General features: G+C 63.9%; 26 protein-coding genes. 17 read left to right on the top strand and 9 right to left on the bottom strand.

The window, feature by feature from the left end; genetic code table 11:
- Positions 1–121: 121 nt before the first annotated feature.
- A complete protein-coding gene (locus HZZ16_RS17005; protein WP_197949730.1) occupies positions 122–424 on the top strand; it encodes a copper-binding protein in 303 nt (100 codons plus the stop codon).
- Between the two features lie 50 nt (positions 425–474).
- Here HZZ16_RS17005 and HZZ16_RS17000 read toward each other — a convergent pair whose 3' ends face one another.
- Positions 475–1032, bottom strand: a complete 558-nt coding sequence (locus HZZ16_RS17000) for a PQQ-dependent catabolism-associated CXXCW motif protein (protein WP_197949728.1) — start codon at positions 1030–1032, stop codon at positions 475–477.
- Entirely contained in the window at positions 1029–1913 is an 885-nt protein-coding gene (locus tag HZZ16_RS16995) for a substrate-binding domain-containing protein (protein WP_197949726.1), read from the bottom strand. Before HZZ16_RS16995 ends, HZZ16_RS17000 begins: the two co-directional genes overlap by 4 nt.
- Positions 1914–2039: 126 nt before the next feature.
- Between HZZ16_RS16995 and HZZ16_RS16990 the strand changes: the two genes are divergently transcribed.
- Both HZZ16_RS16990 and HZZ16_RS16985 read left to right on the top strand, forming a co-directional pair.
- Positions 2040–2963, top strand: coding sequence for a quinoprotein relay system zinc metallohydrolase 2 (locus tag HZZ16_RS16990; RefSeq protein ID WP_197949724.1), 924 nt, complete (start codon positions 2040–2042; stop codon positions 2961–2963).
- Between the two features lie 48 nt (positions 2964–3011).
- On the top strand, positions 3012–3836 hold the full coding sequence (locus tag HZZ16_RS16985) for a quinoprotein dehydrogenase-associated SoxYZ-like carrier (RefSeq protein WP_197949722.1): 825 nt from the start codon (positions 3012–3014) through the stop codon (positions 3834–3836).
- 40 nt (positions 3837–3876) lie between these two features.
- Here the strand turns inward: HZZ16_RS16985 and HZZ16_RS16980 are convergent, their stop codons facing one another.
- Positions 3877–4236: a hypothetical protein gene (locus tag HZZ16_RS16980; protein ID WP_197949720.1), complete on the bottom strand. Its 360-nt coding sequence runs from the start codon at positions 4234–4236 to the stop codon at positions 3877–3879.
- A gap of 87 nt (positions 4237–4323) precedes the next feature.
- On the opposite strand from HZZ16_RS16980, the gene HZZ16_RS16975 reads away from it, so the two are divergent.
- Genes HZZ16_RS16975 through HZZ16_RS16955 form a run of 5 tightly spaced genes read left to right on the top strand, consistent with a single transcriptional unit; the run spans position 4324 to position 7986 of the window.
- On the top strand, positions 4324–5298 hold the full coding sequence (locus HZZ16_RS16975) for an ABC transporter substrate-binding protein (protein ID WP_197949877.1): 975 nt from the start codon (positions 4324–4326) through the stop codon (positions 5296–5298).
- Between the two features lies 1 nt (position 5299).
- Positions 5300–6037, top strand: coding sequence for an ABC transporter permease (locus tag HZZ16_RS16970; RefSeq protein ID WP_197949718.1), 738 nt, complete (start codon positions 5300–5302; stop codon positions 6035–6037).
- Positions 6027–6755: an ABC transporter ATP-binding protein gene (locus HZZ16_RS16965; protein WP_197949716.1), complete on the top strand. Its 729-nt coding sequence runs from the start codon at positions 6027–6029 to the stop codon at positions 6753–6755. Before HZZ16_RS16970 ends, HZZ16_RS16965 begins: the two co-directional genes overlap by 11 nt.
- A 48-nt stretch (positions 6756–6803) precedes the next feature.
- Positions 6804–7613, top strand: a complete 810-nt coding sequence (locus HZZ16_RS16960) for a pentapeptide repeat-containing protein (protein ID WP_197949875.1) — start codon at positions 6804–6806, stop codon at positions 7611–7613.
- A 25-nt stretch (positions 7614–7638) separates the two neighbouring features.
- Complete coding sequence (locus HZZ16_RS16955; protein ID WP_197949714.1) at positions 7639–7986, top strand: hypothetical protein; 348 nt, start codon at positions 7639–7641, stop codon at positions 7984–7986.
- A gap of 18 nt (positions 7987–8004) precedes the next feature.
- On the opposite strand, the gene HZZ16_RS16950 is transcribed toward HZZ16_RS16955, so the two are convergent.
- The 5 genes from HZZ16_RS16950 to lanM all read right to left on the bottom strand — a co-directional run bounded on the left by HZZ16_RS16950 (position 8005) and on the right by lanM (position 10588).
- Positions 8005–8214 carry a hypothetical protein gene (locus tag HZZ16_RS16950; RefSeq protein WP_197949712.1) on the bottom strand — a complete coding sequence of 70 codons (210 nt, stop codon included), beginning with the start codon at positions 8212–8214 and terminating at the stop codon, positions 8005–8007.
- A gap of 111 nt (positions 8215–8325) precedes the next feature.
- Positions 8326–9195 carry a DUF6662 family protein gene (locus HZZ16_RS16945; RefSeq protein WP_197949710.1) on the bottom strand — a complete coding sequence of 290 codons (870 nt, stop codon included), beginning with the start codon at positions 9193–9195 and terminating at the stop codon, positions 8326–8328.
- A gap of 229 nt (positions 9196–9424) precedes the next feature.
- Positions 9425–9505, bottom strand: a complete 81-nt coding sequence (gene pqqA, locus HZZ16_RS16940; RefSeq protein WP_008562446.1) for a pyrroloquinoline quinone precursor peptide PqqA — start codon at positions 9503–9505, stop codon at positions 9425–9427.
- 218 nt (positions 9506–9723) lie between these two features.
- Positions 9724–10053 (bottom strand): hypothetical protein, encoded by a 330-nt coding sequence (locus HZZ16_RS16935; protein WP_246510175.1) that lies wholly within the window; start codon positions 10051–10053, stop codon positions 9724–9726.
- A 142-nt stretch (positions 10054–10195) separates the two neighbouring features.
- Positions 10196–10588 (bottom strand): lanmodulin LanM, encoded by a 393-nt coding sequence (lanM, locus tag HZZ16_RS16930; RefSeq protein ID WP_197949706.1) that lies wholly within the window; start codon positions 10586–10588, stop codon positions 10196–10198.
- A gap of 320 nt (positions 10589–10908) precedes the next feature.
- Between lanM and HZZ16_RS16925 the strand changes: the two genes are divergently transcribed.
- From HZZ16_RS16925 to HZZ16_RS16905, 5 genes are all read left to right on the top strand, one after another.
- Complete coding sequence (locus HZZ16_RS16925) at positions 10909–12573, top strand: methanol/ethanol family PQQ-dependent dehydrogenase (protein ID WP_197949704.1); 1665 nt, start codon at positions 10909–10911, stop codon at positions 12571–12573.
- 10 nt (positions 12574–12583) lie between these two features.
- A complete protein-coding gene (locus tag HZZ16_RS16920) occupies positions 12584–12940 on the top strand; it encodes a c-type cytochrome (protein ID WP_197949702.1) in 357 nt (118 codons plus the stop codon).
- Positions 12937–13866: a type 2 periplasmic-binding domain-containing protein gene (locus HZZ16_RS16915; RefSeq protein WP_197949700.1), complete on the top strand. Its 930-nt coding sequence runs from the start codon at positions 12937–12939 to the stop codon at positions 13864–13866. The genes HZZ16_RS16920 and HZZ16_RS16915 overlap by 4 nt, the downstream gene beginning before the upstream one ends.
- Before the next feature lie 111 nt (positions 13867–13977).
- Positions 13978–14967, top strand: a complete 990-nt coding sequence (locus HZZ16_RS16910; protein ID WP_197949698.1) for a Bug family tripartite tricarboxylate transporter substrate binding protein — start codon at positions 13978–13980, stop codon at positions 14965–14967.
- Positions 14968–15092: 125 nt separating this feature from the next.
- Positions 15093–15518, top strand: coding sequence for a hypothetical protein (locus HZZ16_RS16905; RefSeq protein ID WP_197949696.1), 426 nt, complete (start codon positions 15093–15095; stop codon positions 15516–15518).
- A gap of 137 nt (positions 15519–15655) precedes the next feature.
- On the opposite strand, the gene HZZ16_RS16900 is transcribed toward HZZ16_RS16905, so the two are convergent.
- Positions 15656–16624 (bottom strand): helix-turn-helix domain-containing protein, encoded by a 969-nt coding sequence (locus HZZ16_RS16900; RefSeq protein ID WP_197949694.1) that lies wholly within the window; start codon positions 16622–16624, stop codon positions 15656–15658.
- Positions 16625–17134: 510 nt separating this feature from the next.
- Here HZZ16_RS16900 and xoxF5 point away from each other — a divergent pair.
- The 4 genes from xoxF5 to gfa all read left to right on the top strand — a co-directional run bounded on the left by xoxF5 (position 17135) and on the right by gfa (position 21310).
- The gene (xoxF5, locus tag HZZ16_RS16895; RefSeq protein ID WP_197949692.1) at positions 17135–18940 is read left to right on the top strand and encodes a lanthanide-dependent methanol dehydrogenase XoxF5; all 1806 of its coding nucleotides are present in this window, start codon (positions 17135–17137) and stop codon (positions 18938–18940) included.
- An 83-nt stretch (positions 18941–19023) separates the two neighbouring features.
- Entirely contained in the window at positions 19024–19545 is a 522-nt protein-coding gene (locus HZZ16_RS16890; protein WP_197949690.1) for a c-type cytochrome, methanol metabolism-related, read from the top strand.
- 59 nt (positions 19546–19604) lie between these two features.
- Positions 19605–20714 carry an S-(hydroxymethyl)glutathione dehydrogenase/class III alcohol dehydrogenase gene (locus HZZ16_RS16885; protein ID WP_197949688.1) on the top strand — a complete coding sequence of 370 codons (1110 nt, stop codon included), beginning with the start codon at positions 19605–19607 and terminating at the stop codon, positions 20712–20714.
- Positions 20715–20746: 32 nt separating this feature from the next.
- The gene (gene gfa / locus HZZ16_RS16880) at positions 20747–21310 is read left to right on the top strand and encodes an S-(hydroxymethyl)glutathione synthase (RefSeq protein WP_197949685.1); all 564 of its coding nucleotides are present in this window, start codon (positions 20747–20749) and stop codon (positions 21308–21310) included.
- The last annotated feature ends 502 nt before the right edge of the window (positions 21311–21812 follow it).

The raw sequence follows: 21812 nt of genomic DNA, 5'->3' as shown, positions 1-21812 counted from the left end.
CGGCTCACGAAAAGTTCCCGCAATCGCCCCGGCAACGTTAACCTTTCGCCGCGCTATCTGCCGGAACCAAATCGATTTATCATGGCTTGTCGACGTGAACTCCAGACGTCGGGAGGCCTCGATGGGAACCACAAGACTCATGTTCGCGGGCGCTGCGGCCCTCAGCATGCTCACAACCAGCGCCTTTGCTGACGACATGACCGGGATGATCACCCGGATCGATCGGCTCAACGGCACGATCTCGATCCAGCAGACGCAGAAAGGTACCGTCGGCGCCAGCGCAGGCAGTGCCGGCGCGCTGCAGGAATACAAGGCCAAGGATGCCGCGATGCTGGATGCCGTCCATGCCGGCGACAGGGTAACGTATTCGGCCACCGAGACCAACGGCACGGGCACGCTGACGAAGCTGCAGAAGCAGAAATAGCACCGTCCCTCCCGCCCCCACTCACAGGGAGCGGCAGCTGCGTTCAGCCATTACTGCTCCGGGCGCGGCTCCGGCTGCGCCTCTTCCGTCGGCAGCTTCGCGCGCTCCCAGCCGTCGGTGCCGTCGGGATACCAGGCGACATTGGAATAGCCGTACGCCAATGCGCGCCTGGCGGCGTTCCAGGACATCCAGCAATCGCCGAGGCAATAGATCACCAGCAACGCGGCCTTGTCGCCGCGTGAGGCGCGCGCAAGGCCGCGCTGGAGATAGTCGTCCATGGCGGGCGGCAAGTTGCCGTAGCCCGTGTCCGGCAGCCAGAAGCTCCCCGGGATGTTCCTGCGCGGCGCGTCACGCCACACCGTGCCCACAGGAAGGTTCTTTGGTTTCGGCGCGCGCGGCATCACGTCAACGAAGGCGCCGCTGTTCGCGCGCCAGATCGCCTCCGCCTCCCCGGTCGTGAGCACGCGCGCGCCGGCGAGCGTCGCCGGCACCGGCGCGCGATAATTGTCGGTGCGATAGCCCTCGGGCTCGAACGGCTCCTGCTGCTGCGCCAGCGCCGGGGCCACGAGCAGGGCAACAACGAACGCAGCGGCAAGCGGCCGGCTCATGGCGCCTTCTTGGCCGTCTCCGCGCCGAGCGGCCGGTTGCTCTCGTCCAGCAGCGGCACGCCGAAATCGAGTAGGATCTTGTTGATCTCGCCCTGGTTCTCCTGGATCAGCCGGTTGAGCTGCCGCTTCCAGTTTTGATCGGCCGGTCGCACGCCCATGCCGATGCGATAGACAAGCTTCGGACCGGTGGTCTCCTTGACCAGCGGCGTGACGTGCAGCGAGGGGCCGGCTTTCTTCGCATAATAGCCGGCCATCGGTCCCCAGAGCACGCCGGCGTCGATCTTGCCGGCAGTGAGGTCCTCGATCATCGCCTGCGCCGAATTGTCGAAGCGCGTGTCGATCATCAGCGGATAGGGTTTGGCGTCGCCCATCAGGCCTGCCAACGCCATATTCGTCGCCGGCGGCGTGCCAGCGACGATGCCGATATGCTTGCCCTTCAGGCGTGCGTCCTCCAGCGTGTCGACATCCTCGAGCCCGCTGCCGGTCTTGGCGACCAGTGCATAGGTCGTACGGTAATAGGGATTGGTGCCCTGCACGAGGTCGTCGCCCTGCGGGAAGCCCATAATGACGTCGCAGCGATGCGCACCCAGCGTCATGCGCACGAAGCCCGAGGCCTGCGGGAAGAAGACGTAATCGAGCTTCTTCTGCAGCTTGTCCGCCAGAAACTCGGCGAGCTTGTTCTCGAAGCCCTCGCCCTTCTCGTTCGAGAACGGCAGGTTGCGCGGGTCGGCGCAGACGCGCAGCACCTTCGGGTCGACCAGCTCGAACGAGAGATCTCCGCTCTCGTTGGTCTGCGCGATGGCGAGATCGCCATAGGCACACGATGCGATCACGATCCAGAGTGAAAACCACCAGCGACGATGTCGTCGGGCCTGCATCATCGCGCTTCCTCCTCGTTTTGTTTGAATGTTATCCATGCAACGCTTGACGCGCCACGTGTGCCAACTTTTGTCGGCTTTGCTTTGTTGCAGTGCAATGAGGCCAATCCTTTGAACTGAGGCGGAAAAGTGTCTCGCATCGCTCTCGTGATCGCAGCCTTGTCCCTGGTAGCAGCAACGCTAGCACGCGCCGGGACGGCCGAATTGCCTGTGAGCGAAGTCGCGCCGGGAATCTTCGTACACTCCGGGACCATCGCGCTGATGAGCCGTGAGAATGAAGGCGACATCGCCAATGTCGGCTTCATCGTGGGAGATGACGCGGTGGTCGTGATCGACACCGGCGGCAGCCTGCGCGAAGGCGAGGCGCTGTTGGCGGCAATACGCGCGCGCACGCCGAAGCCGATCCGCTATGTCATCAACACCCATGCCCATCCCGACCATGTCTTTGGCAATGCTGCCTTCGTGGCGGAGGGAACCAGCTTCGTCGGCCACAGCAAGCTGCCGCAGGCGCTGGCGAGCCGCGGGCCGTTCTATCTCGACAATTTCAGGCGCATCATGGGCGCCGAGTTGATCGATCCCGTGAAGATCGTGCCGCCGACCCTGCTCGTGACGGACACGCTCACGCTTGATCTGGGCTCGCGCCGCTTGACCCTGCGCGCATGGCCGGCCGGACACAGCGACAATGATCTGACCGTGTTCGACGAGACCACCAAGACCCTGCTTGCCGGCGATCTCGTCTTTCTCCGCCACATTCCGGTGATGGACGGCAGCATTCGCGGCTGGCTTGCTACGCTCAAAGAATTGGAGACGATCCCGGCGCTGCGCGTTGTTCCCGGTCACGGTCCTGTGAGCGACTGGCCTGCGGCGCTGAGCGAAGAACGGCGTTACCTGTCAACGCTGCTGTCCGACGTCCGTGCCCTGAACAAGAAGGGCGTCCCTATCCGCGCCGCTGCGGCGAAGGCGGCCGCGGACGAGCGGCCGCACTGGCAGCTGTTCGAGGACTACAACGCCCGCAACGCAACTGCAGCATTTTCGGAAATTGAATGGGAGTAGCGGGCGCGCTACCCTGGCAGGAGATCAGCTTCGCCTGTTCCGAGGAGCATGACCTTGACGGGATGCACACGCCGCCTGCCCCTGATCGCCCTGCTCCTCGGCATCGCCTTCGCCGTGCCGGCGCAGGCGGAAGAGGCCTACGATCCCTGGCCGGGCCTGGTGCAGGACATATTCAGCAGCCGGCCGATGAACGACGGTGCCGAGGTGATCGGCATCGAGATGCCGTATCGCGCCGAGGACGCCGCCATCGTGCCGGTGACGCTGCGCAGCAAGCTATCGCCCGGCGACAGCAGACGCATCCGTTCGATCACGCTGGTGATCGACCGCAACCCCGCGCCGATGGCCGCGAAGTTCGAGCTCGGCCCGGACGCCAACGTCACGGAAATCTCAACCCGCGTGCGCGTCAACAATTACACCGACGTGCACGCGGTGGCCGAGCTCAGCGATGGCCAGCTCTACGTCTCAAAAGTCTATGTGAAGGCCTCCGGCGGCTGCTCAGCGCCGGCGGCAAAGAACGTGGAGGAAGCCAAGAACCGGCTCGGCCAGATGCGCTACCGGCAATTCGCCCGTGAGGACGGTCCGGCCAGCCGGTTGCGCGAAGCGCAGATCATGATCGGCCATCCCAACAATTCCGGCCTGCAGATGGACCAGGTCACGCAGCTTTATATCCCCGCCTACTTCATCAACCAGCTCAAGTTGACGCAGGACGACAGCCCCGTGCTGTCGATGGAAGGCGGCATCTCGATCTCGGAAGATCCCAACCTGCGCTTCACCTATGTCTCGAACGGCGCCAAGCGTTTCCGTGCGGAGGCCCGGGATACGGACGGGCACGTGTTCCGCAATGAATGGGATGTCGAAAAGCCGGGGACGTGAGGCGAGGAGCACGGGGAGGGTTAGACACCGCGGCAGCAAACTAGAAACACCTCACCTCGGCTTCCGCCTGCGCGCGCCTCAAGTCATTCACCGCCGAATTGGCCTGCTCCGAGGTGCGAAACTGCACGCCGAGATTGCCGCGCACCTGCGACATGCTGAGCGCGGTCTCGGCGGTAACATAGCGCTCGTAGGGCACGATCGAGGCGACCACGTCGATCGAGCAGGAACATTGCTCGATCGTGGACCGAGTCTCGCCATTGGCCTTCATGCAGCCATAGACGTATTCTGCACGTGCCGCGGTGGGATAATCATTGGCCTCTTCGGCCCGCGCCACGCATACGCTCGCAGCGAGCGCCGTCAATGCGGCGACAATCGGTCGTAGCCGTCCGGCCAGATTCATGCGCGTCCTCCCGCTGGTTGCGACCAAGGCTATGCTATGCCTATTGTGCTGAAAAGCACTCAGTCAGAGGAAACGGCTCACAAGGTGATGAGAGTTTTGGCGCGAATATGGGCGCTCGCAACGGTGCTGGCGCTAGCCGCACCTGCCGGCGCCGCGGACACGATCCGCCTTGCGGTGCAGAAGACCGGAACATTCTCGTGGGAGCTGGCCGCGATCCGCAGCGCCGGCCTCGACAAGGAGGCTGGCCTGTCGCTGGAGGTCACCGAGCTCGCGAGCACCGAGGCCGGCAAGATCGCGATGCGCGCCGGCAGCGCCGACATCATCCTGTCGGACTGGCTGTGGGTGTCACGCGAGCGCACGCTTGGTGCGAAGCTTACCTTCTATCCCTATTCCAGCGCGCTCGGCGCCGTGATGGTACCGGCCTCATCGCCGATCAAGACGCTCGCCGACCTCAAGGGCCGCAAGCTCGCGGTCGCCGGCGGGGCGATCGACAAGAGCTGGCTGCTGCTGCAGGCGCGGATGAAGCAGGACGGCATCGACCTGAAGTCGGAAGCAACCATCGTCTACGGCGCCCCGCCCCTGATCGCCGCCAAGGCGCTGGACGGCGAGATGGATGCGAGCCTCAACTTCTGGAATTTCTGCGCCCAGCTCGAGGCCAAGGGTTTCAGGCGCCTGGCCGGCATCGAGGACATCTTGCCGAAGCTTGGTGCCAAAGGCGCGGTCGCCGCGGTCGGCTATGTCTTCGACGAGAGCTGGGCCGCGAGCCATAAGGAGGCAGTCGCGCGCTTGATCGCAATGACCCGCAAGGCCAAGGAGTTGCTGGCGACCTCGGATGCGGCCTGGGACAAGGTGGCGCCGCTCACCGGCACGACGGATCCTGCCCTGCTCAAGACCTACCGCGAGCGCTACCGCGACGGCATTCCGCGCCGGAGCATCGATGACGAGGAAAAGGACGCGCGCGTGCTCTACCGCGTACTGGCCGAGATCGGCGGCCGCGATCTCGTCGGCCCCGCAGCCGAGCTCGATCCCGGCACCTTCTATCACGCAGTCCCCGGAGACTGAGGTGCTGCGCCTGCTGTCGTTCGCCCTGTTCCTCGCGATCTGGTGGATTGCCGCGCTCCTCGTCGGGGGCGCAAAGCTGCCCTCCCCGCCGGCGGTGCTTCAGGTGATGATCGCGGAAGCATCAAGCGGCGCGCTGTTCCTGCATCTCGGCGCCACGCTGGCGCGCGTCGCGCTCGCCTTCACCCTCGCGATGTCGCTCGGCAGTGCCATCGGATACCTGATGGGCCGGGTGAAAGTCGCTGACCGCCTCGGCGATCCCTGGCTGATCCTGCTGCTCAACCTGCCCGCATTGGTCGTGATTGTGCTGGCCTATATCTGGGCCGGCCTCACCGAGGCCGCCGCGATCGCGGCGATCGCCATCAACAAGCTGCCGACTGCCATCGTCACCTTGCGCGAGGGCACGCGCGCGCTCGACCGCTCGCTCGACGAGATGGCGAGCGTGTTCGCAATGCCGCGCTGGCGAGCCTTCCGCCACGTCGTGCTACCGCAGTTGGCGCCCTATATCGCGGCCTCCGCCCGCTCCGGCCTGTCGCTGGTGTGGAAGATCGTGCTGGTCGCCGAGTTGCTGGGCCGGCCGAACGGTGTCGGCTTCGAGATCGGCGTCGCCTTCCAGCTGTTCGACACGCCGCGGCTGCTGGCCTATTCCCTGACCTTCGCCGCCGTCGTGCTCGTCATCGAAACCTTGCTGGTGCAGCCGTTCGAAGCCCGCGCAAACAGGTGGCGGCCCCGTGCGGCTTGAGGTCGATATCACGGGCAAGACTTTCAGGAGTGCCGCGGGCGGAACGCACGAGGTGCTGGCGCCGGTCAAATTCGCGCTGCAATCCGGCGAGGTCGGCGTGCTGATCGGCCCCTCCGGCTGCGGCAAGAGCACGATGCTGCGCATCATCCTGGGACTGGACCACGACTTTGCAGGCCACATCGGGCGGCCGCCGGAGGCGCGGATCGGCATGGTGTTCCAGGAGCCGCGGCTGCTGCCGTGGCGCTCGGTCGAGCAGAATGTGCGGCTGGCTGCGCCCGATGTCGTTGATGCCAAGCTCGCCGAGCTCTTCAGGATTTTGGAGCTGGAAGCGCATCGCGACCACTATCCCGGTGAGCTCTCGCTGGGTTTGGCCCGGCGCGTGGCGCTCGCCCGCGCCTTTGCCGTCGAGCCGGACATTCTGGTGCTCGACGAACCGCTGGCATCGCTCGATGACGCTCTCGCCGGACGCCTGCGCGATGAGATTGCAACGCTCGTCGCGAGCCGGCCGGTGATGACGCTTTTGGTGACACACAGCCTGGACGATGCGGTGCGCCTGGGCGACCGGCTGTTCTTCCTGTCGCCACGACCAGCGCGGATCGTGGCCGAGGTGCCTATCGGCATCCCGCGCGACACACGCGGCGAAGCCGAGATTGCGGCGATCAAGGCCAGCCTCGCCCAACGAACTCAAGGCGACCGCACTGAGCCAGATGCCTCATAGCCGGTTGCCTGGCGGACGTGCTAAATTAGGCCGGCGGCGGACCTGATGATGACACGGACAGTCGCCTTCGCAACGCTTGGTCTTGCAGCGCTTAGCCTCGCACTCGTTGCGATGACGGCGGGCGCGCAGGACATGATGCGTGGCGTCGACCTCACCTCCCCCGCGATGGTCTCGGCTGAAATGACGAGGCCGGAGGTCGAGGCCATGTTGGCCAAAGCGAGCCCAAAGCAGCCTGCCGATTTCACCGGCAAACGCCTGTCGGGTCTCGATCTCTCGGGGCTGGACCTGTCCAACACGGTTCTCCGCGCCGCGCGGCTCAACAAGACAATACTTCGAGACGCCAGGCTGGACGGTGCGATCCTCGATCAGGCGTGGCTGCTGGATGCGGATCTTACCGGCGCAAGCTTGAAAGGCGCCAATCTGTTCGCCTCGCAAATGGCCCGCGCGCGTCTCGACGGCGCCAACCTGTCAGGAGCGCGCATCGCTGCCGACCTCACCGGCGCAAGCCTGGTGGACGCCTCGATCGCGGACGCGCAGCTTGGCGCCGATATGCGTAACCAGTCGATGGGGCTGATGCGCGCGGTGCTGAGATCCGCCAAGCTGGAACGGCTGAGCGCGCGCAACGCCGATTTGTCGCGCGTCGACCTCGAATTCGCAGTCCTCAGGGGCGCCGATCTGAGCGGGGCATCACTGAAAAACGCCCAACTCGGCGGAGCCGATCTGACCGGTGCCATCGTCATCGACGCCGATTTCGACGGCGCCGATCTCGTCTCGGCGAAGCTGATCGCACCCAACGGGCTTGACCGCGCCAAGAATTTCGACAAGGCAAAGAACCGCGAGCGCCTGATCAGGGAATGACGGCGCCCTTTGGGAGGACTGGCCGATGCGTGGGGTTCTTGCTTTGATCGCGTTGTTGACTCTTGCCGGCGAAGCCGCCGCGCAGACCAAGGGCAAGGGCATAAGGCTCTGGAATCTCACGACGGAGACGATCTCCGGCTTCCAGCTCGCACCCGCGGGCAAGACCGACTGGGGTCCGAACCAGTGCTTGAATGACAAGGACAAGGAGGTCGACCACGACGAGCGGCTGCGCATCACCGGCGTCGAGCCCGGCCGCTACGATGCCAAGGTCAGTTACCCCAATGCGCGGCAGTGCATCGTCCGCGATATCGAGATCAAAGCCGACGCGGTGTTCTCGATCGCCGACAAGGATCTGAAGGACTGCACGAAATAGAGAATAGCTTCTTGCAGCTCACGCTCTGTCGTTCGGATGCGGATATTCGCAGCGCCACCGCACGGCCTGCCATTTCGGATGCTCGCCGATCCATTGCGCGATATAGGGCGGCGCGGCCATGACGCATTGGCGGGGCGACCCGGAATAGTTGAACATCAGATGCTGCTCTTCGCAGGTTGCAGGCGAGAGCACCGCGCACACGGTCACCACCAGGTCAATCGGGTTCATGCCGGGATCCTCTCGCAGGGGGGGGGGATGGAGAGATTAGCACATGGAGCTACGTTTCAGGGAGGGGGAAGTTTCAAAGCGCCGAAGCCTCGTCATGGCCGACCTTCCGCGCTAGAAGTTCACGCCGAACACCAATCGCGCCTGATGCCGCTCGAAATTGACGAGGTCGAGATTGCCGCCTGAGCCGGCCGGGCGCCCCCAAGCCTGCATGCTCCAGCTCACAGTGAGCCGGGAGCGCTCGGAGAGCTGGAAATAGGCGGTGGGGCCGACAAACAGGGCCTGGCCTGAGAACTCGCTAAGGCCGATGCCCTCATATTGCCGGAAGTAGCGCATCTCGCCGCCGAGCAGCACATTGGGCCGCACCCGCACCAGGCCGGCAAACGCGGCCCCGATCGTCGAGCTTTTCTCGGAAGCGCCTCCAATCTCGAAGCGCGCCCATTCCGGCTGGTAGATCAGGTTGAGGGCGCCGATCGCGAAGTTCGGAACGAGTTCGCGGTCGAGCGCGAGCGTGAATTCGGTGCCGTACATCCGCCCTTTCGCGCCGCTGGTCTCGTCGATGCGGTCGCCGTGGAGCTCGGCCGCAATCGTGAGGCCGAAAGGCGCGCGCTCGCGGTCGAGCAGGCGATAGCGCAGGTCGAGCGAGATGCCCTGGAAGTTGAACTGGCGGCGGTCGTCGATGCCAGGGACGCCGGTGATGTCGTGCAAGCTGGCGGTGCCGCCGACCTCGACACGAAAATTCGGCAGCGGCACCACCTCGATCTCGGCTTCGTGCTCGAGAGCGCGATAGGCGCCCCCGCCTTTGCCGAAGCGCCCCGTCGTCTGGCTCTGGAATTCGCGCTCGCCGACATTGCCGACGTCGGTGCCGATCATGAAGCCGAAGATATGCTCGGTATCAAAGCCTGCCTCGGCGCTGGTGCGTGCCGGCGCCAGCACGATCGCGCACACGATCACCGTCCAGAACTTGCAGGCTCTGCCGCCCATCCCGTGCCCCAAAGGCGCGCGCCGCTATGATGCGGCAGCAGCGCTGACCGGGCGCCAGCGTAACACACTGCCGCAGAGCCCGGTCGAGATTTTGCGGGGAGAAAATTGAAGCCTCTCCACGCGCGGCTTCCGCGCCGATCCGCAAAGCATGGAGCACGGCGAGGCGGAGATCCGACACCGCCACGGCTCCGACGGCGTTCGCCATCCAAGCCGCGGCAGGTCGTTGGTCTTACTTGCGCGAAGCGCAGGCGTACATGTTGATTTCCATGCCGACCGGCACTTCCACGATCTTCGGAGCTTTCCAAGCCATTCGGGTCTCCCAAGGTATTGAGCGCGACATCGCGCGGCGAAAAACCTAGAGCTGCCTCGAGTGCAGTTCAAGCCTCGATTCGACTGCCGACGCGTCTGTGCCGATTCTTCGCGACCGCCATTTCTCTCTCGGACAAAGCAAGTTCCCTCTTGGTCAAACATGACCAGCGAGACACTGCCTTGTGCAACGCACCGCGCGTCGAATCGACAAGGGTGCCGTCAGCAACCCTTGTCGGCCATCTCGGCATTCGGCTTGGCGCCTTCGGCGCGCTGAGCCGCCGTCGGCTCGCTCTGCATTTGCCGCTGCGCATCCTCGGACGACGCCGGCGATTCACCGCTGGCACGGTTCATCGTGCTGGTCGGCGGATGCTGGCTGGTATCGCTCGCCGACCCGGACGTGTGCGATTGTGCGGAGCCCACGGTGACCGGACCAGAACCGGCATCCTTGTCGGTGCCGGCGCTGCCGGTGTTGCAGGGACCGGCGACCGCAACCCCGGCGCTCAGCGTCAGGATTGCGCAGGCAGCAAGAAGAGAACGCTTCGTGTTCATCTGCATCTCCTTTTCTCCCGCCGCGCAGCCCCAGCGCCGGCAGGACATGCGGAGAAACAGGCCGAGCAGCCCGATGTTCCCAAGCGTCAGACCGGAATGGTCGCAAACGTTGCGCCCGTCATCCCCGTTCCGGTCTGGGCGCTCACCGGAGCAATCGCACGAGCGCGCGACCGGCGCGCGAGTTCAGCTCCTTCGCATCCAGCGTTCCGTCCTTGTCAGGATTGGCTGCGTTGAAGCGCTGCTCGACCACGGACAGATATTCGTCGAGAGTGAGGGTCCCGTCGCGGTCAGGATCGGCGGCGGCGAGCTCTTTTGCGGTCAACCGTCCACGCAATTCGCGCGCATCGAGCGTACCGTCGTGATCGGGATCGAGCTTTGCGAACGCGGCGGCGGCGGCCTTCTTCACCTCGGCGAGATCGAGCGTGCCGTCGTTGTCGGTGTCGAACAACTTGACCGCATTGCCGGAAGCCGACCACGCCGGACCGGCCGAAAGTGCAATCACAAGTGCAAGGGCAATCGAGCGAGCCGAAATCATCGAGACCTCCCCTGACATAGAGCCCCAGATCGATGGGGCAGAGCCGAGATAAACCCGCAAGCGACGCTCGGTTCAAGTCCGGACTTGCAACTTGCGCGCGCCACAACCGGTGGAAAATGCATTGACCTGCTCACGATCGTGCTTCGCGCCGCGGAATTTCTCAGCGTCTGCGCACAAGTTGGAGTTGCCTTTGTCAGGTTTCCGTCAGGTGACCGCCGACCATATCGGCACGGCCGTTTCGACTTTCGTATTGACGCGTTTTGGTTTCCGACGGAGTGTTGCAGCCGCAGCGTCAAAGGCGCGCATATTGGGAGGAACGGATGAAACGCTTTGCGATGGCCGCGAGCCTTGTCATGCTTGCGTCAACCTGTGCAAATGCACAAACCACCGAACAGCTGGTCAAGGGTGCGACCGACACGTCGAACGTTCTCAATTATGGAATGGGCTACAATCTCCAGCGCTTCTCGACGCTGAAGCAGATCAACAAGGATACGGTCAAGAACCTGGTCCCGGTCTGGAACTACTCCTTCAACGACGATCGCAGTGAGGAGTCCCAACCCATCGTCTATCAGGGCGTGATCTATGTGACCACGCACAATGCGACCATGGCGGTGGACGTCAAGACCGGCAAGCAGATCTGGAAGAGCAAGATCGAATATCCGGCGGAGACGCCGCGAATTGTCTGCTGCGGCATCATCAACCGCGGCGCCGCGATTCACGAGGGCAAGCTGTTCCGTACGACCCTCGATGCCCACGTGATTGCCATCGACGCCAAGAACGGCAAGGAGCTGTGGCGGCAGAAGGCGGCCGATTTCAAGGAAGGCTATTCGATGACGGTGGCCCCGCTCGTTGCCGACGGTGTCGTCATCACCGGCATCTCCGGCGCCGAATTCGGCACAAGGGGCTTCATCGACGGCTGGGATCCGGCAACGGGCAAGCATCTCTGGCGAACCCATTCGATCCCCTCGCCGGACGAGCCCGGCGGCGACACCTGGAAGGGCGACACCTGGAAGCTCGGCGGCGGCTCGACCTGGATCACGGGCTCTTATGATCCCGAGCTGAACACGGTCTATTGGGGCATCGGCAATCCCGGCCCGTTCAACTCGGCAGTGCGCCCCGGCGACAATCTCTACACCTGCTCCGTGCTGGCGATGGATCCCAAGACCGGCAAGATCAAGTGGCACTACCAGTTCTCGCCGAACAATCCGTTCGACTACGACGCCGTGGCCGAGATGGTGCTCGCCGACGTGAACGTCGAGGGCAAGCCGACCAAGGCGCTGATGAATGCCAACCGCAACGGCTTCTTCTACGTGCTCGACCGCACCAACGGGAAGCTGCTCGCAGCCAATCCCTACGTGAAGGTGAATTGGGCGACCGGCATCGACATGAAAACCGGACGTCCGATCGAGAGCGACGTTTCCAAGGACGCGCGCGAGGGCAAGAAGGTGACGGTCTATCCGTCGATCCTCGGCGGTAAGAACTGGGAGCCGATGTCGTTCAATCCGCAGACCGGCCTCGCCTATGCCAACACGCTCAATTTCGGCGGCAAGTACAAGGCGGAGCCCGTCACCTTCAAGCAGGGTGAATGGTATCTCGGCATGGACCTGACCGATCCCTGGCAGTTCGACGATGGCCCGCGCGGCTACCTCAAGGCCATCGACCCCATGACGGGCAAGGCCAAGTGGGAGGCGCCGAGCGACATTCCGCGCTTCTCGGGTGTGCTGTCGACGGCCGGCGGCGTCGTGTTCTCGGGTCAGCTGACCGGCGAGTTCGAGGCCTTCGACGCCGACACCGGCAAGAAGCTCTGGCAGTTCCAAACCGGGTCCGGCATCGAGGGTCAGCCGGTGACCTGGCAGCAGGATGGCGTGCAATACGTCGCGGTCACCAGCGGCTATGGCGGCGTCTACTCGTTGTTCTCCGGTGACGAGCGGCTTGCCGCCGTGCCGCCCGGCGGCTCGCTGTGGGTCTTTGCGGTCAAGCAGTAACCACGGCACGATGCTAACAGACGTATCACACAGGACGGTGGCGACGATCGCCACCGTCGCAGTGCTGACGGTCGCGCTTGCGGCGACCGTTCGCGCCGCGGATAACGCAACCGGCAATCCCTTGCAGGCGCAGATCGACCACGGCAAGTCGACCTATGCCGAGAAATGCTCGCACTGCCACGGTCCCAACCTGATGAACTCCGGCACCATCACGCCGGACCTGCGCGTCATCCCCGACGACAAGACGCGCTTCGTCACCACGGTCAAGAACGGCAAGAACAACAAGATGCCGCCCTGGGGCGACATTCTCAGCGACGACGAGATCGGAAACCTCTGGGCCTTTGTCTCCAGCCGGAGAAAGCCATGAGACGCTGGCGCGTTGCCTGGAGCGTTGCGGCCTTTCTGTCGACGATGGCGTCGGTCGCTCTCGCGGCCGACGATCCCCTGAAGGTCTGTCTCGACGAGGACCGGCCGCCGCTCTCGGTGCATCGCCGCGGCAAGCCGGATGCCGGCTTCGACGTGCTGCTGGCGCAGGCGATCGCCGAGCGGATGGGACGCCCGCTGAAGATCCAGTGGTTCGAGAGCAGGCTGGACGAGGATTCGAGCCCGCAGCTCGAGGCCAACGCGCTGCTCTCGGACGGGCGCTGCTCGCTGGTCGGCGGCTACGCGCTGACGCAGGATTCGCTCGTCGCACCCGGGATGAAGACGGCGCGCTTGCCGGATTTCGCCGGCGCCACGCGCGACGATCGGCGCCGTCGCGTCCCGCTCGGCGTGCTCGCGCCGAGCCAGCCCTACATCTATTCGCCGATGACGGTGGTGCTGGGACAAAACGCCCGCGGGCGCAAGGTCGGCGACATCGGCGATCTCGCCGGCCTTCGTCTCGCCATCGAAAGCGGATCGCTCGGCGACGCCATCCTGATGACCTTCGACAAGGGGCGCCTGATCGACAACATCACCCACCTCGTCCCCGGCCGCGACGATCTCCTCGGCGCACTCGAGCGCGGCGACCATGACGCGACGCTGATCGATCTTGCCCGCTTCGACGCCCATCGCGCCGCGCACCCGAACACGGCGATCACGGCGTCCGGCTACTATTATCCGATCGGCGCCAATCGCGGTTATATCGGGCTCGCCAGCGATGGCGCGCTGATCGCGGCCGTCAACCAGGCGCTGACGGAGCTCACGGCTTCGGGCAAGATCGCCGAATTCGGCAAGCAGGCCGGCCTCACCTATCTGCCGCCGCGCGAGCCCGCGATCCTCGGCGATGTCTGGACGAAGATCATCCAGCGGTGAGGCTCTCACGGCCCGGACGCAGGGCGAGCCAATGCGCCAATCTGTCTCGCCTGCGATCCATGGCAGCGACGGCCTGATGCAGTAGGTTCGGCAAAAATCAGGGAGAGAATCATGTCCGCCAAGCTCGATCGCCGCCATTTCATCGCCGCCGGTACCACCGCACTGGCGATGCCGTTCCTCGCGCGCGGCGCATCGGCGCAAAGCAGCTGGCCGGCGCGGCAGATTCGCATGATCTGCAGCTATCCCGCCGGCGGCCAGACCGACCTGCTCGCGCGCGCCTATGGCGAGTTCATCTCCAAGCAGGTCGGCAAGACCGTCGTCATCGAGAACAAGCCCGGCGCCTCCGGTGCGATCGGCACGGCGGAAGTCGCCCGCGCCGAGCCCGACGGCCACACCATCCTGTGCTCGATCTCGACCACTTACATCATGAACCGTGTGGTGATGAAGAATCCCGGCTACGACATGGACAAGGATCTGACGCTCGTCAGCGTCATTCCCGGCGCCGGCCTGTTGCTGGTCGCGAACCCGAAAACCGGGGTCAAGACGCTGGAGGATTTCGTCGCCTTCGCGCGCAAGAGCGGCAAGGTGAACTTCGGCACCTACAGCGCGGGCTCGGCCCCGCACATGACCATCAACGAGCTCAATAAGCAGTACGGCCTCAACATCGAGCCGGTGCACTATCGCGGCGAGGCGCCGATGTGGACGGGAATGCTGGAAGGCACCCTCGATGCCGCGATGGGCAGCTACACGGCCGCGCAGTCGGTCCTGCAAAGCGATCGTGGCACGGTGTTCGCCGTGCATTCGAAGAAGGTCGATGCGATCCCGAACATCAAGACGCTGCCGGAACAGGGCGCGACGTCGAAATTCTTCACCGTGAGCGGGTTCACCGGCTGGGCAGTGCCGAAGGCGACGCCGCAGCCGGTGGTCGATCGCATCGCCGAGCTCTGTGTCGCCGCCAACAACGATTCGAAGGTGAAGGAGGTTCTCGCGACCTTCGTGCTCGAACCCGCACTCGGCTTCAAGGACACCAATGCGCTGTACCAGCGCGAGCTGCCGATCTGGATCGAGAGCGCGCAGGCGCTCGGCCTCGAGCCGGCCTGAACCTGGAGGCTTGGCCGGTCACCCGGCTGCTCCCGCCCCTCCCGGGAGTCCGACCAAAGCCTAGTGTCGGAGGCGCATTTTCCCGCTATGATTGCGCGCCTGTGCGGACAAGGGAGGCCGATCGCATGACACCGGATGCAGTCGCCGTTGCCGTCATGATCATCCTGCTCTTTCCGATGAGCTATTTCACGCTGGCTTCGCCCGCTTTCCTGCTGGTGAGGCTCGACATCCAGCCCGTCGCCCAGTTGCTGCGCGGAATGTTCAACGCCCATTTTCTGGTGATGCGCGTCGCCGGCGTCATTGCAACGGTTGCGCTGCTGCTCGACGGCCGCCTGCTCGCCGCGTTCGGCGTCGGCGTGATCGCGGCCCTGGCGATCTGGGGCCGCCCCTGGTTCATGCAACGGTTCGACGACCAGCTCAGCGCGCGGGACGCCGGTGACGCCGAGGCCGCGCGTCGGTTACGCCGGCTGCATTGGAGCGGAATGCTCGGGAACGCGGTGCTGCTGGTCGCTCTCGTGGCCGGCATTCCCTATGTCGCCATGCCAGCGTGAGGCCGCCGACACCGCGCGAGCATTCGCTTGGGAACATCTAAAGCGCTATGCGATCAGGATGAATCGTCATCGCGCTTTAGGTTGTTGTTCGAGCATGATCTTTTCGGAAAACCGCTACACACTTTTCCGGATCATGCCTAATGCTCGCCGGAGCTTGCCGCGCCCTGCTGTGCCTTATGGATCGAGGACGGCACCACGCCGAAGTATTTCCGGAACACCCGGCTGAAATGCGATGAGCTGGAGAAACCCCAGGAAAAGGCAACGTCAGTGATGGTCTTGCCGGCGTGGGCCTCGAGCTCCTGGCGGCAGTTCTGCAGCCGTGCCTGCCAGATGTAGTCGCTCACCGTGGTGCCGCGCTCCGAGAACAGCATGTGCAGATAGCGCTTGGAGCAGCCGAGCTCGGCCGAGATCTGGTCGATGCACAGATCCGGGTCGCGCAAGTGCTCGCGGATGAAGAACTGCGCGCGCACATACATCGCTTCGGGCCCGACACGATCGAACATCGTGTCGGCTTCGCGCAGCGGCAGCAGCAACAGGTCGATCAGCGAATCGGCGACGCCGACCGCGCTGTTGGCCGACAGCTTTGCCGCCTCGTCGAAGGTGGCATGGACGAAATCGTGGGCGATCCGCCCGGTGCCCGTCTTCGCGCTCAATTTGCAGGCCGGCATCCGCTGCGACGGGAATCCGCGGTCGCGCAGCAGCGCCTTCGGCACGATCACCACGTCGTGACGGGTAAAGGCGGGACTGATGATCGAATGCGGACAGGAGACGTCATAGGCGATGATGTCGCCCGGATTGATCTCGATGTGACGGCCTTCTTGTTCGAAATAAGACACGCCGTAGGTCTGGAAGTGGATTTTTATGTACGGGTGTTCATTGGCCTTGGCTCGCGCCATCGTGTGCGCGATGCGGTGCTGGCTCACCTCGATCTGGCAGAGCTTCAGGCGCGAGACCGTGGTGTAATCGATGCGCCCCTCGAGCGAGGACGCCTCCAGCGGATCGACGTCGAAATACCCGCACAGGCTCGTCAGCCCGTCGATCCAGCTCTGGATCTGCCGCTTCGGCGTCATTCCCGTCGTCGATAGCGTGTGAATGGTGTCGGACATTAACCCAGCCACTGGTTTGATCCGGAGATTCGGCGCTCGCAACCAGCGCTGCCGGAGCCCTCAGCCGTGATTGCGTGACGTTTACCTCGCATTGAGCGGTCTCTTGCAACGAGCGCCATCGTTCCATCGCCACTCTTGAAACTTAATCCTCCGCCTTAGTTGCAGCGCCGTCAAGGGGAACCTGAACGCGGAGGCGGCCTCAAAGGCGCACCGAAGCCGCTGAATTCGCTACTGCAAAATCAAAATCTTCTCCTCCGTGCGCTGTCGAGCAAACCGGCTTCTCTCTTGGGCAAGTTTCCCGATGACGAAGCCGTTAGAGATTGCGGCAGGAACAACAAGAACGGGCCACTCCCGCACGTGGACCCGTGGCTCTCATCAGGAGGAGGAAACAGCACAGCATCGTTTCTGGTCCCAATCGTGACCGCCCTGCACGAGCAGACGCCGGACGAGAAGCCCGGCGATTCAGCAATGCTTCGGAAACAATAAACGAGACCAACGGAGGAATAACCTATGCGCAAGGTGCTACTGGCGACCTATCTCGGCTCCGCGGCGGCTCTCGCCGTCGGCAGCGCTTCAGCCAATGACGAGCTGATCAAGATGTCGCAGAACCCGAAGGACTGGGTGATGCCGGCAGGGGACTATGCCAACACCCGCTATTCCAAGCTGAACCAGATCAACGCTCAGAACGTCGGCAAGCTTCAGGTCGCCTGGACGTTCTCGACCGGCGTGCTGCGCGGCCATGAAGGCGGCCCGCTGATCATCGGCAACGTCATGTACGTCCACACGCCGTTCCCAAACAAGGTCTACGCCCTTGACCTTTCCAACGAGAACAAGATCATCTGGAAGTACGAGCCGAAGCAGGATCCGAACGTCATCCCCGTGATGTGCTGCGACACCGTCAATCGGGGCCTGTCCTACGGCGACGGCAAGATCATCCTGCATCAGGCCGACACCAACCTCGTCGCACTCGACGCCAAGACCGGCCAGGTGGCCTGGTCGGCGACCAACGGCAACCCTGCGAAGGGCGAGACCGGCACATCGGCCGCGCTTGTCGTCAAGGACAAGGTCCTGGTCGGCATCTCCGGCGGCGAGTTCGGCGTGCAATGCCACGTCACCGCATACGACCTCAAGTCGGGCAAGCAGGTCTGGCGCGCCTATTCCGAAGGCCCGGATGATCAGATCAAGCTGGATCCCGTCAAGACCACGTCGCTCGGCAAGCCGGTCGGCCCCGACTCGTCGCTGAAGACCTGGCAAGGCGATCAGTGGAAGATCGGCGGCGGCTGCACATGGGGCTGGATATCCTATGATCCCGCGCTGAACATGGTCTATTACGGGTCGGGCAACCCCTCGACCTGGAATCCGAAGCAGCGTCCCGGCGACAATAAGTGGTCGATGACGATCTTCGCGCGCGATGCCGACAGCGGAATGGCGAAGTGGGTCTATCAGATGACGCCCCACGACGAGTGGGACTATGACGGCGTCAACGAAATGATCCTCACCGATCAGCAGATCAACGGTCAGAACCGCAAGCTGCTGACGCACTTCGACCGCAACGGGCTCGCCTACACCATGGACCGCGAGACCGGCGAATTGCTGGTCGCCGAGAAGTACGACCCGAAGGTGAACTGGACCAGCGGCGTCGACATGGACAAGAACTCGCCGACCTACGGCCGTCCCAAAGTCGTCGCTCAATACTCGACCGAGCACGGCGGAGAGGACAAGAACACGAAGGGCATCTGTCCGGCCGCGCTCGGCACCAAGGACGAGCAGCCGGCGGCCTACTCGCCGGACACGCAGCTGTTCTACGTTCCGACCAACCACGTCTGCATGGATTACGAACCGTTCAAGGTGAGCTACACCGCGGGTCAGCCCTATGTGGGTGCGACGCTCTCGATGTATCCGCCGCAGGGTGAAAGCCACATGGGCAACTTCATCGCCTGGGACGGCAAGACCGGCAAGATCGTCTGGTCGAACAAGGAGCAGTTCTCGGTCTGGTCGGGTGCGCTCGCAACCGCCGGGGGCGTGGTGTTCTACGGCACGCTCGAGGGCTACCTGAAGGCAGTCGACGCCAAGTCCGGCAAGGAGCTCTACAAGTTCAAGACTCCCTCCGGCATCATCGGCAACGTCACCACCTATGAGAACAACGGCAAGCAGTACGTCGCCGTGCTCTCCGGCGTGGGTGGCTGGGCCGGCATCGGTCTGGCGGCAGGCCTGACCGATCCGACCGCAGGCCTCGGTGCGGTCGGCGGCTACGCGGCCCTCAGCAACTACACGGCGCTCGGCGGTACGCTGACCGTGTTCTCGCTGCCGAACTAGGCCTCGCTCAGCATCGCTCCGGCGCGTGGATCGCTCCACGCGCCGGCTCGTCTCCACCGAATGCCGGCCGAGGAAACAATCTCTTGCGTAAAATCTGCTTTGTCATTGCTGCGACGATCTTGGTTGCCTCCGCAGGAATTGCGGTCGCGGAGGGTCCGGGCGATCCGGCCGCCGTGAAGAAGGAAGACGACGGAAAGTGGCTCGATAAGGAGGGAAATCCCACCTACAAGATTTCGGCCGACGGCACGGTGGACTGGTTCACCTATTCCGGATACCGCCGCTATCACTCGGACTGTCACGTGTGCCACGGTCCCGACGGCATGGGATCGACCTACGCACCGGCGCTGAGGGATTCCGTCAAGTCGATCAGCTACGGCGACTTCCTCGGCGTGGTCGCCTCTGGCCGCAAGAACATCTCGACCGCGCAGGAGAACGTCATGCCGGCCTTCGGCGACAACCCGAACGTCGCCTGCTACATGGACGATCTCTACGTCTATCTCCGCGCGCGCTCCACCGACGCCTTGGGCCGGCAGCGTCCTTCGAAAAAGGAGGAGAAGACGGAGGCCTATACCCAGGCCGAAGACGCCTGCATGGGTAAGAAATGAACGTTACGAGGGCTGCCAGGACTACTTCTTGGCGTCTGATGAGATTTGAGGAGCTACCGATGAAGACACGTGCCGCCGTTGCTTTCGAAGCCAAGAAGCCGCTCGAGATCGTCGAGGTCGATCTGGAAGGCCCGAAGGCCGGCGAAGTCCTGGTCGAGATCAAGGCGACGGGCATCTGCCATACCGACGCCTACACGCTCGACGGCTTCGACAGCGAGGGAATCTTCCCGTCGATTCTGGGGCATGAGGGGGCCGGCATCATCCGCGAGATCGGCCCGGGCGTGACCTCGGTGAAGCCGAGCGATCACGTCATCCCGCTCTACACGCCGGAATGCCGGCAGTGCAAAAGCTGCCTCAGCCAGAAGACCAATCTCTGCACCGCGATCCGCGCGACGCAGGGCAAGGGCGTGATGCCCGACGGCACCAGCCGCTTCTCCTACAAGGGCAAGCCGATCTACCACTACATGGGCTGCTCGACCTTCTCGAACTTCACCGTGCTGCCCGAGATCGCCGTGGCAAAGATCCGCGAGGACGCGCCGTTCGACAAGAGCTGCTACATCGGCTGCGGCGTCACTACAGGCGTCGGCGCCGTCGTCAACACCGCCAAGGTGACGCCGGGCTCCAACGTGGTCGTGTTCGGCCTCGGCGGCATCGGCCTCAACGTCATCCAGGGTGCCAAGATGGCCGGCGCCGACAAGATCATCGGCGTCGACATCAACGATTCCAAGGAGGAATGGGGTCGCAGGTTCGGCATGACCGACTTCGTCAACCCGAAGAAGATCACCGGCGACATCGTTCAGCACCTTGTCGGCCTCACCGACGGCGGCGCCGACTACACCTTCGACTGCACCGGCAACACCACCGTGATGCGCCAGGCACTGGAAGCTTGCCATCGCGGCTGGGGCACCTCGATCATCATCGGCGTTGCTGAGGCCGGCAAGGAGATCGCCACCCGCCCGTTCCAGCTCGTCACCGGCCGCAACTGGCGCGGCACGGCCTTCGGCGGCGCGCGCGGGCGCACCGACGTGCCGAAGATCGTCGACTGGTACATGAACGGAAAGATCCAGATCGATCCGATGATCACCCACGTGCTCAAGCTCGAGGAGATCAACAAGGGCTTTGACCTCATGCACGAGGGCAAATCCATCCGTTCAGTCGTCGTGTTCTAGCTCGAAAACGTCACACCAAGGAGGATCGACCCATGACTGTTGCACTCCATCCCTCGATAGACAACGGCATCAAGCAAGGCAGCGGCAATTTCGCCGGCGGCACGCTGGTCTGCAAATGCAGCGACCACCCGGTGAAGGTCGGCATCAAGGGCGACGTCGCGCATAATCACGCCTGCGGCTGCACGAAGTGCTGGAAACCGCAGGGCGCGATCTTCTCCGTCGTCGCCGTGGTGCCGCGCCAGAACGTCACCGTGCTCGAGAACGGCGACAAGCTTGAGATCGTCGACCCTTCCGCGGTGATCCAGCGCCACGCTTGCAAGGCCTGCGGCACGCACATGTACGGCCGGATCGAGAACAAGAACCATCCGTTCTACGGCCTCGATTTCATCCATCCCGAACTGTTCCAGGAGCAGGGCTCGCAGGCGCCGCAATTCGCCGCCTTCGTTTCCTCCGTGATCGAATCGGGTGTGAAGCCCGAGCAGATGGCCGGCATCCGTTCGCGGCTGAAGGAGATCGGCCTCGAGCCCTACGACTGCCTGTCGCCGGCCCTGATGGACGCGATCGCGACCCATGTCGCGAAGGCCAAGGCCGCTTAGAAAGACCGCCTGGGACGGCCGCCTGAACTGGCCGGCCGCCCAGCATCTTCAGCTCGCTGGCGTCCGTCGCCGCCAGCGAGCCGCACGGGTCCCCACTGCCGGGACCACCGCGGCGCGATGCCGCCGCTTCTGCACCACGCGTGAGTATGGGCCATTGGCTCCTCAGTCCTGGTCTCTGAATGACTGCGCAGGACCGTCCGCTTCCTGCTTGAAGCTCGCGGTACTCTGCGTTCTCCCTCCCTCGACTGAGGCCTACTGCTTCGTCCGTTCGGTCAAGCTGGCGGACGAAGCTTTTTTCGTTGCGCCCATTTGATGCGCAACGCGGCGGATGACGCGCCCTGCTTTTGACAAACCGTCGATGCAATCTTTTCCCGTTGAGAACACTCGGCTGTGAACGCCGGGTCGGAGCGATCTCTGCTAGGGTCGCGCCGTCACGATGCCGCACGAAGTACAATCAATTAAGAAGAAAACGGGAGGTATCGAGCACATCCAGACATCGCTA

The sequence above is a fragment of the Bradyrhizobium glycinis genome, assembly GCF_016031655.1.
Classification (GTDB): domain Bacteria; phylum Pseudomonadota; class Alphaproteobacteria; order Rhizobiales; family Xanthobacteraceae; genus Bradyrhizobium; species Bradyrhizobium glycinis.
The sequence above is the reverse complement of the archived record's forward strand: the minus strand, read 5'-3'. Positions and strand labels throughout refer to the sequence as shown.

What these genes read in the sequence shown, in the direction of transcription:
- HZZ16_RS17005 (WP_197949730.1), top strand. Translation starts at nt 122, where the DNA reads ATGGGAACCACAAGACTCATGTTCGCGGGCGCTGCGGCCCTCAGCATG.
- HZZ16_RS17000 (WP_197949728.1), bottom strand. Translation starts at nt 1,032, where the DNA reads ATGAGCCGGCCGCTTGCCGCTGCGTTCGTTGTTGCCCTGCTCGTGGCC.
- HZZ16_RS16995 (WP_197949726.1), bottom strand. Translation starts at nt 1,913, where the DNA reads ATGATGCAGGCCCGACGACATCGTCGCTGGTGGTTTTCACTCTGGATC.
- HZZ16_RS16985 (WP_197949722.1), top strand. Translation starts at nt 3,012, where the DNA reads ATGACCTTGACGGGATGCACACGCCGCCTGCCCCTGATCGCCCTGCTC.
- HZZ16_RS16980 (WP_197949720.1), bottom strand. Translation starts at nt 4,236, where the DNA reads ATGAATCTGGCCGGACGGCTACGACCGATTGTCGCCGCATTGACGGCG.
- HZZ16_RS16975 (WP_197949877.1), top strand. Translation starts at nt 4,324, where the DNA reads ATGAGAGTTTTGGCGCGAATATGGGCGCTCGCAACGGTGCTGGCGCTA.
- HZZ16_RS16960 (WP_197949875.1), top strand. Translation starts at nt 6,804, where the DNA reads ATGACACGGACAGTCGCCTTCGCAACGCTTGGTCTTGCAGCGCTTAGC.
- HZZ16_RS16955 (WP_197949714.1), top strand. Translation starts at nt 7,639, where the DNA reads ATGCGTGGGGTTCTTGCTTTGATCGCGTTGTTGACTCTTGCCGGCGAA.
- HZZ16_RS16950 (WP_197949712.1), bottom strand. Translation starts at nt 8,214, where the DNA reads ATGAACCCGATTGACCTGGTGGTGACCGTGTGCGCGGTGCTCTCGCCT.
- HZZ16_RS16945 (WP_197949710.1), bottom strand. Translation starts at nt 9,195, where the DNA reads ATGGGCGGCAGAGCCTGCAAGTTCTGGACGGTGATCGTGTGCGCGATC.
- pqqA (WP_008562446.1), bottom strand. Translation starts at nt 9,505, where the DNA reads ATGGCTTGGAAAGCTCCGAAGATCGTGGAAGTGCCGGTCGGCATGGAA.
- HZZ16_RS16935 (WP_246510175.1), bottom strand. Translation starts at nt 10,053, where the DNA reads ATGAACACGAAGCGTTCTCTTCTTGCTGCCTGCGCAATCCTGACGCTG.
- lanM (WP_197949706.1), bottom strand. Translation starts at nt 10,588, where the DNA reads ATGATTTCGGCTCGCTCGATTGCCCTTGCACTTGTGATTGCACTTTCG.
- HZZ16_RS16925 (WP_197949704.1), top strand. Translation starts at nt 10,909, where the DNA reads ATGAAACGCTTTGCGATGGCCGCGAGCCTTGTCATGCTTGCGTCAACC.
- HZZ16_RS16920 (WP_197949702.1), top strand. Translation starts at nt 12,584, where the DNA reads ATGCTAACAGACGTATCACACAGGACGGTGGCGACGATCGCCACCGTC.
- HZZ16_RS16915 (WP_197949700.1), top strand. Translation starts at nt 12,937, where the DNA reads ATGAGACGCTGGCGCGTTGCCTGGAGCGTTGCGGCCTTTCTGTCGACG.
- HZZ16_RS16910 (WP_197949698.1), top strand. Translation starts at nt 13,978, where the DNA reads ATGTCCGCCAAGCTCGATCGCCGCCATTTCATCGCCGCCGGTACCACC.
- HZZ16_RS16905 (WP_197949696.1), top strand. Translation starts at nt 15,093, where the DNA reads ATGACACCGGATGCAGTCGCCGTTGCCGTCATGATCATCCTGCTCTTT.
- HZZ16_RS16900 (WP_197949694.1), bottom strand. Translation starts at nt 16,624, where the DNA reads ATGTCCGACACCATTCACACGCTATCGACGACGGGAATGACGCCGAAG.
- xoxF5 (WP_197949692.1), top strand. Translation starts at nt 17,135, where the DNA reads ATGCGCAAGGTGCTACTGGCGACCTATCTCGGCTCCGCGGCGGCTCTC.
- HZZ16_RS16885 (WP_197949688.1), top strand. Translation starts at nt 19,605, where the DNA reads ATGAAGACACGTGCCGCCGTTGCTTTCGAAGCCAAGAAGCCGCTCGAG.
- gfa (WP_197949685.1), top strand. Translation starts at nt 20,747, where the DNA reads ATGACTGTTGCACTCCATCCCTCGATAGACAACGGCATCAAGCAAGGC.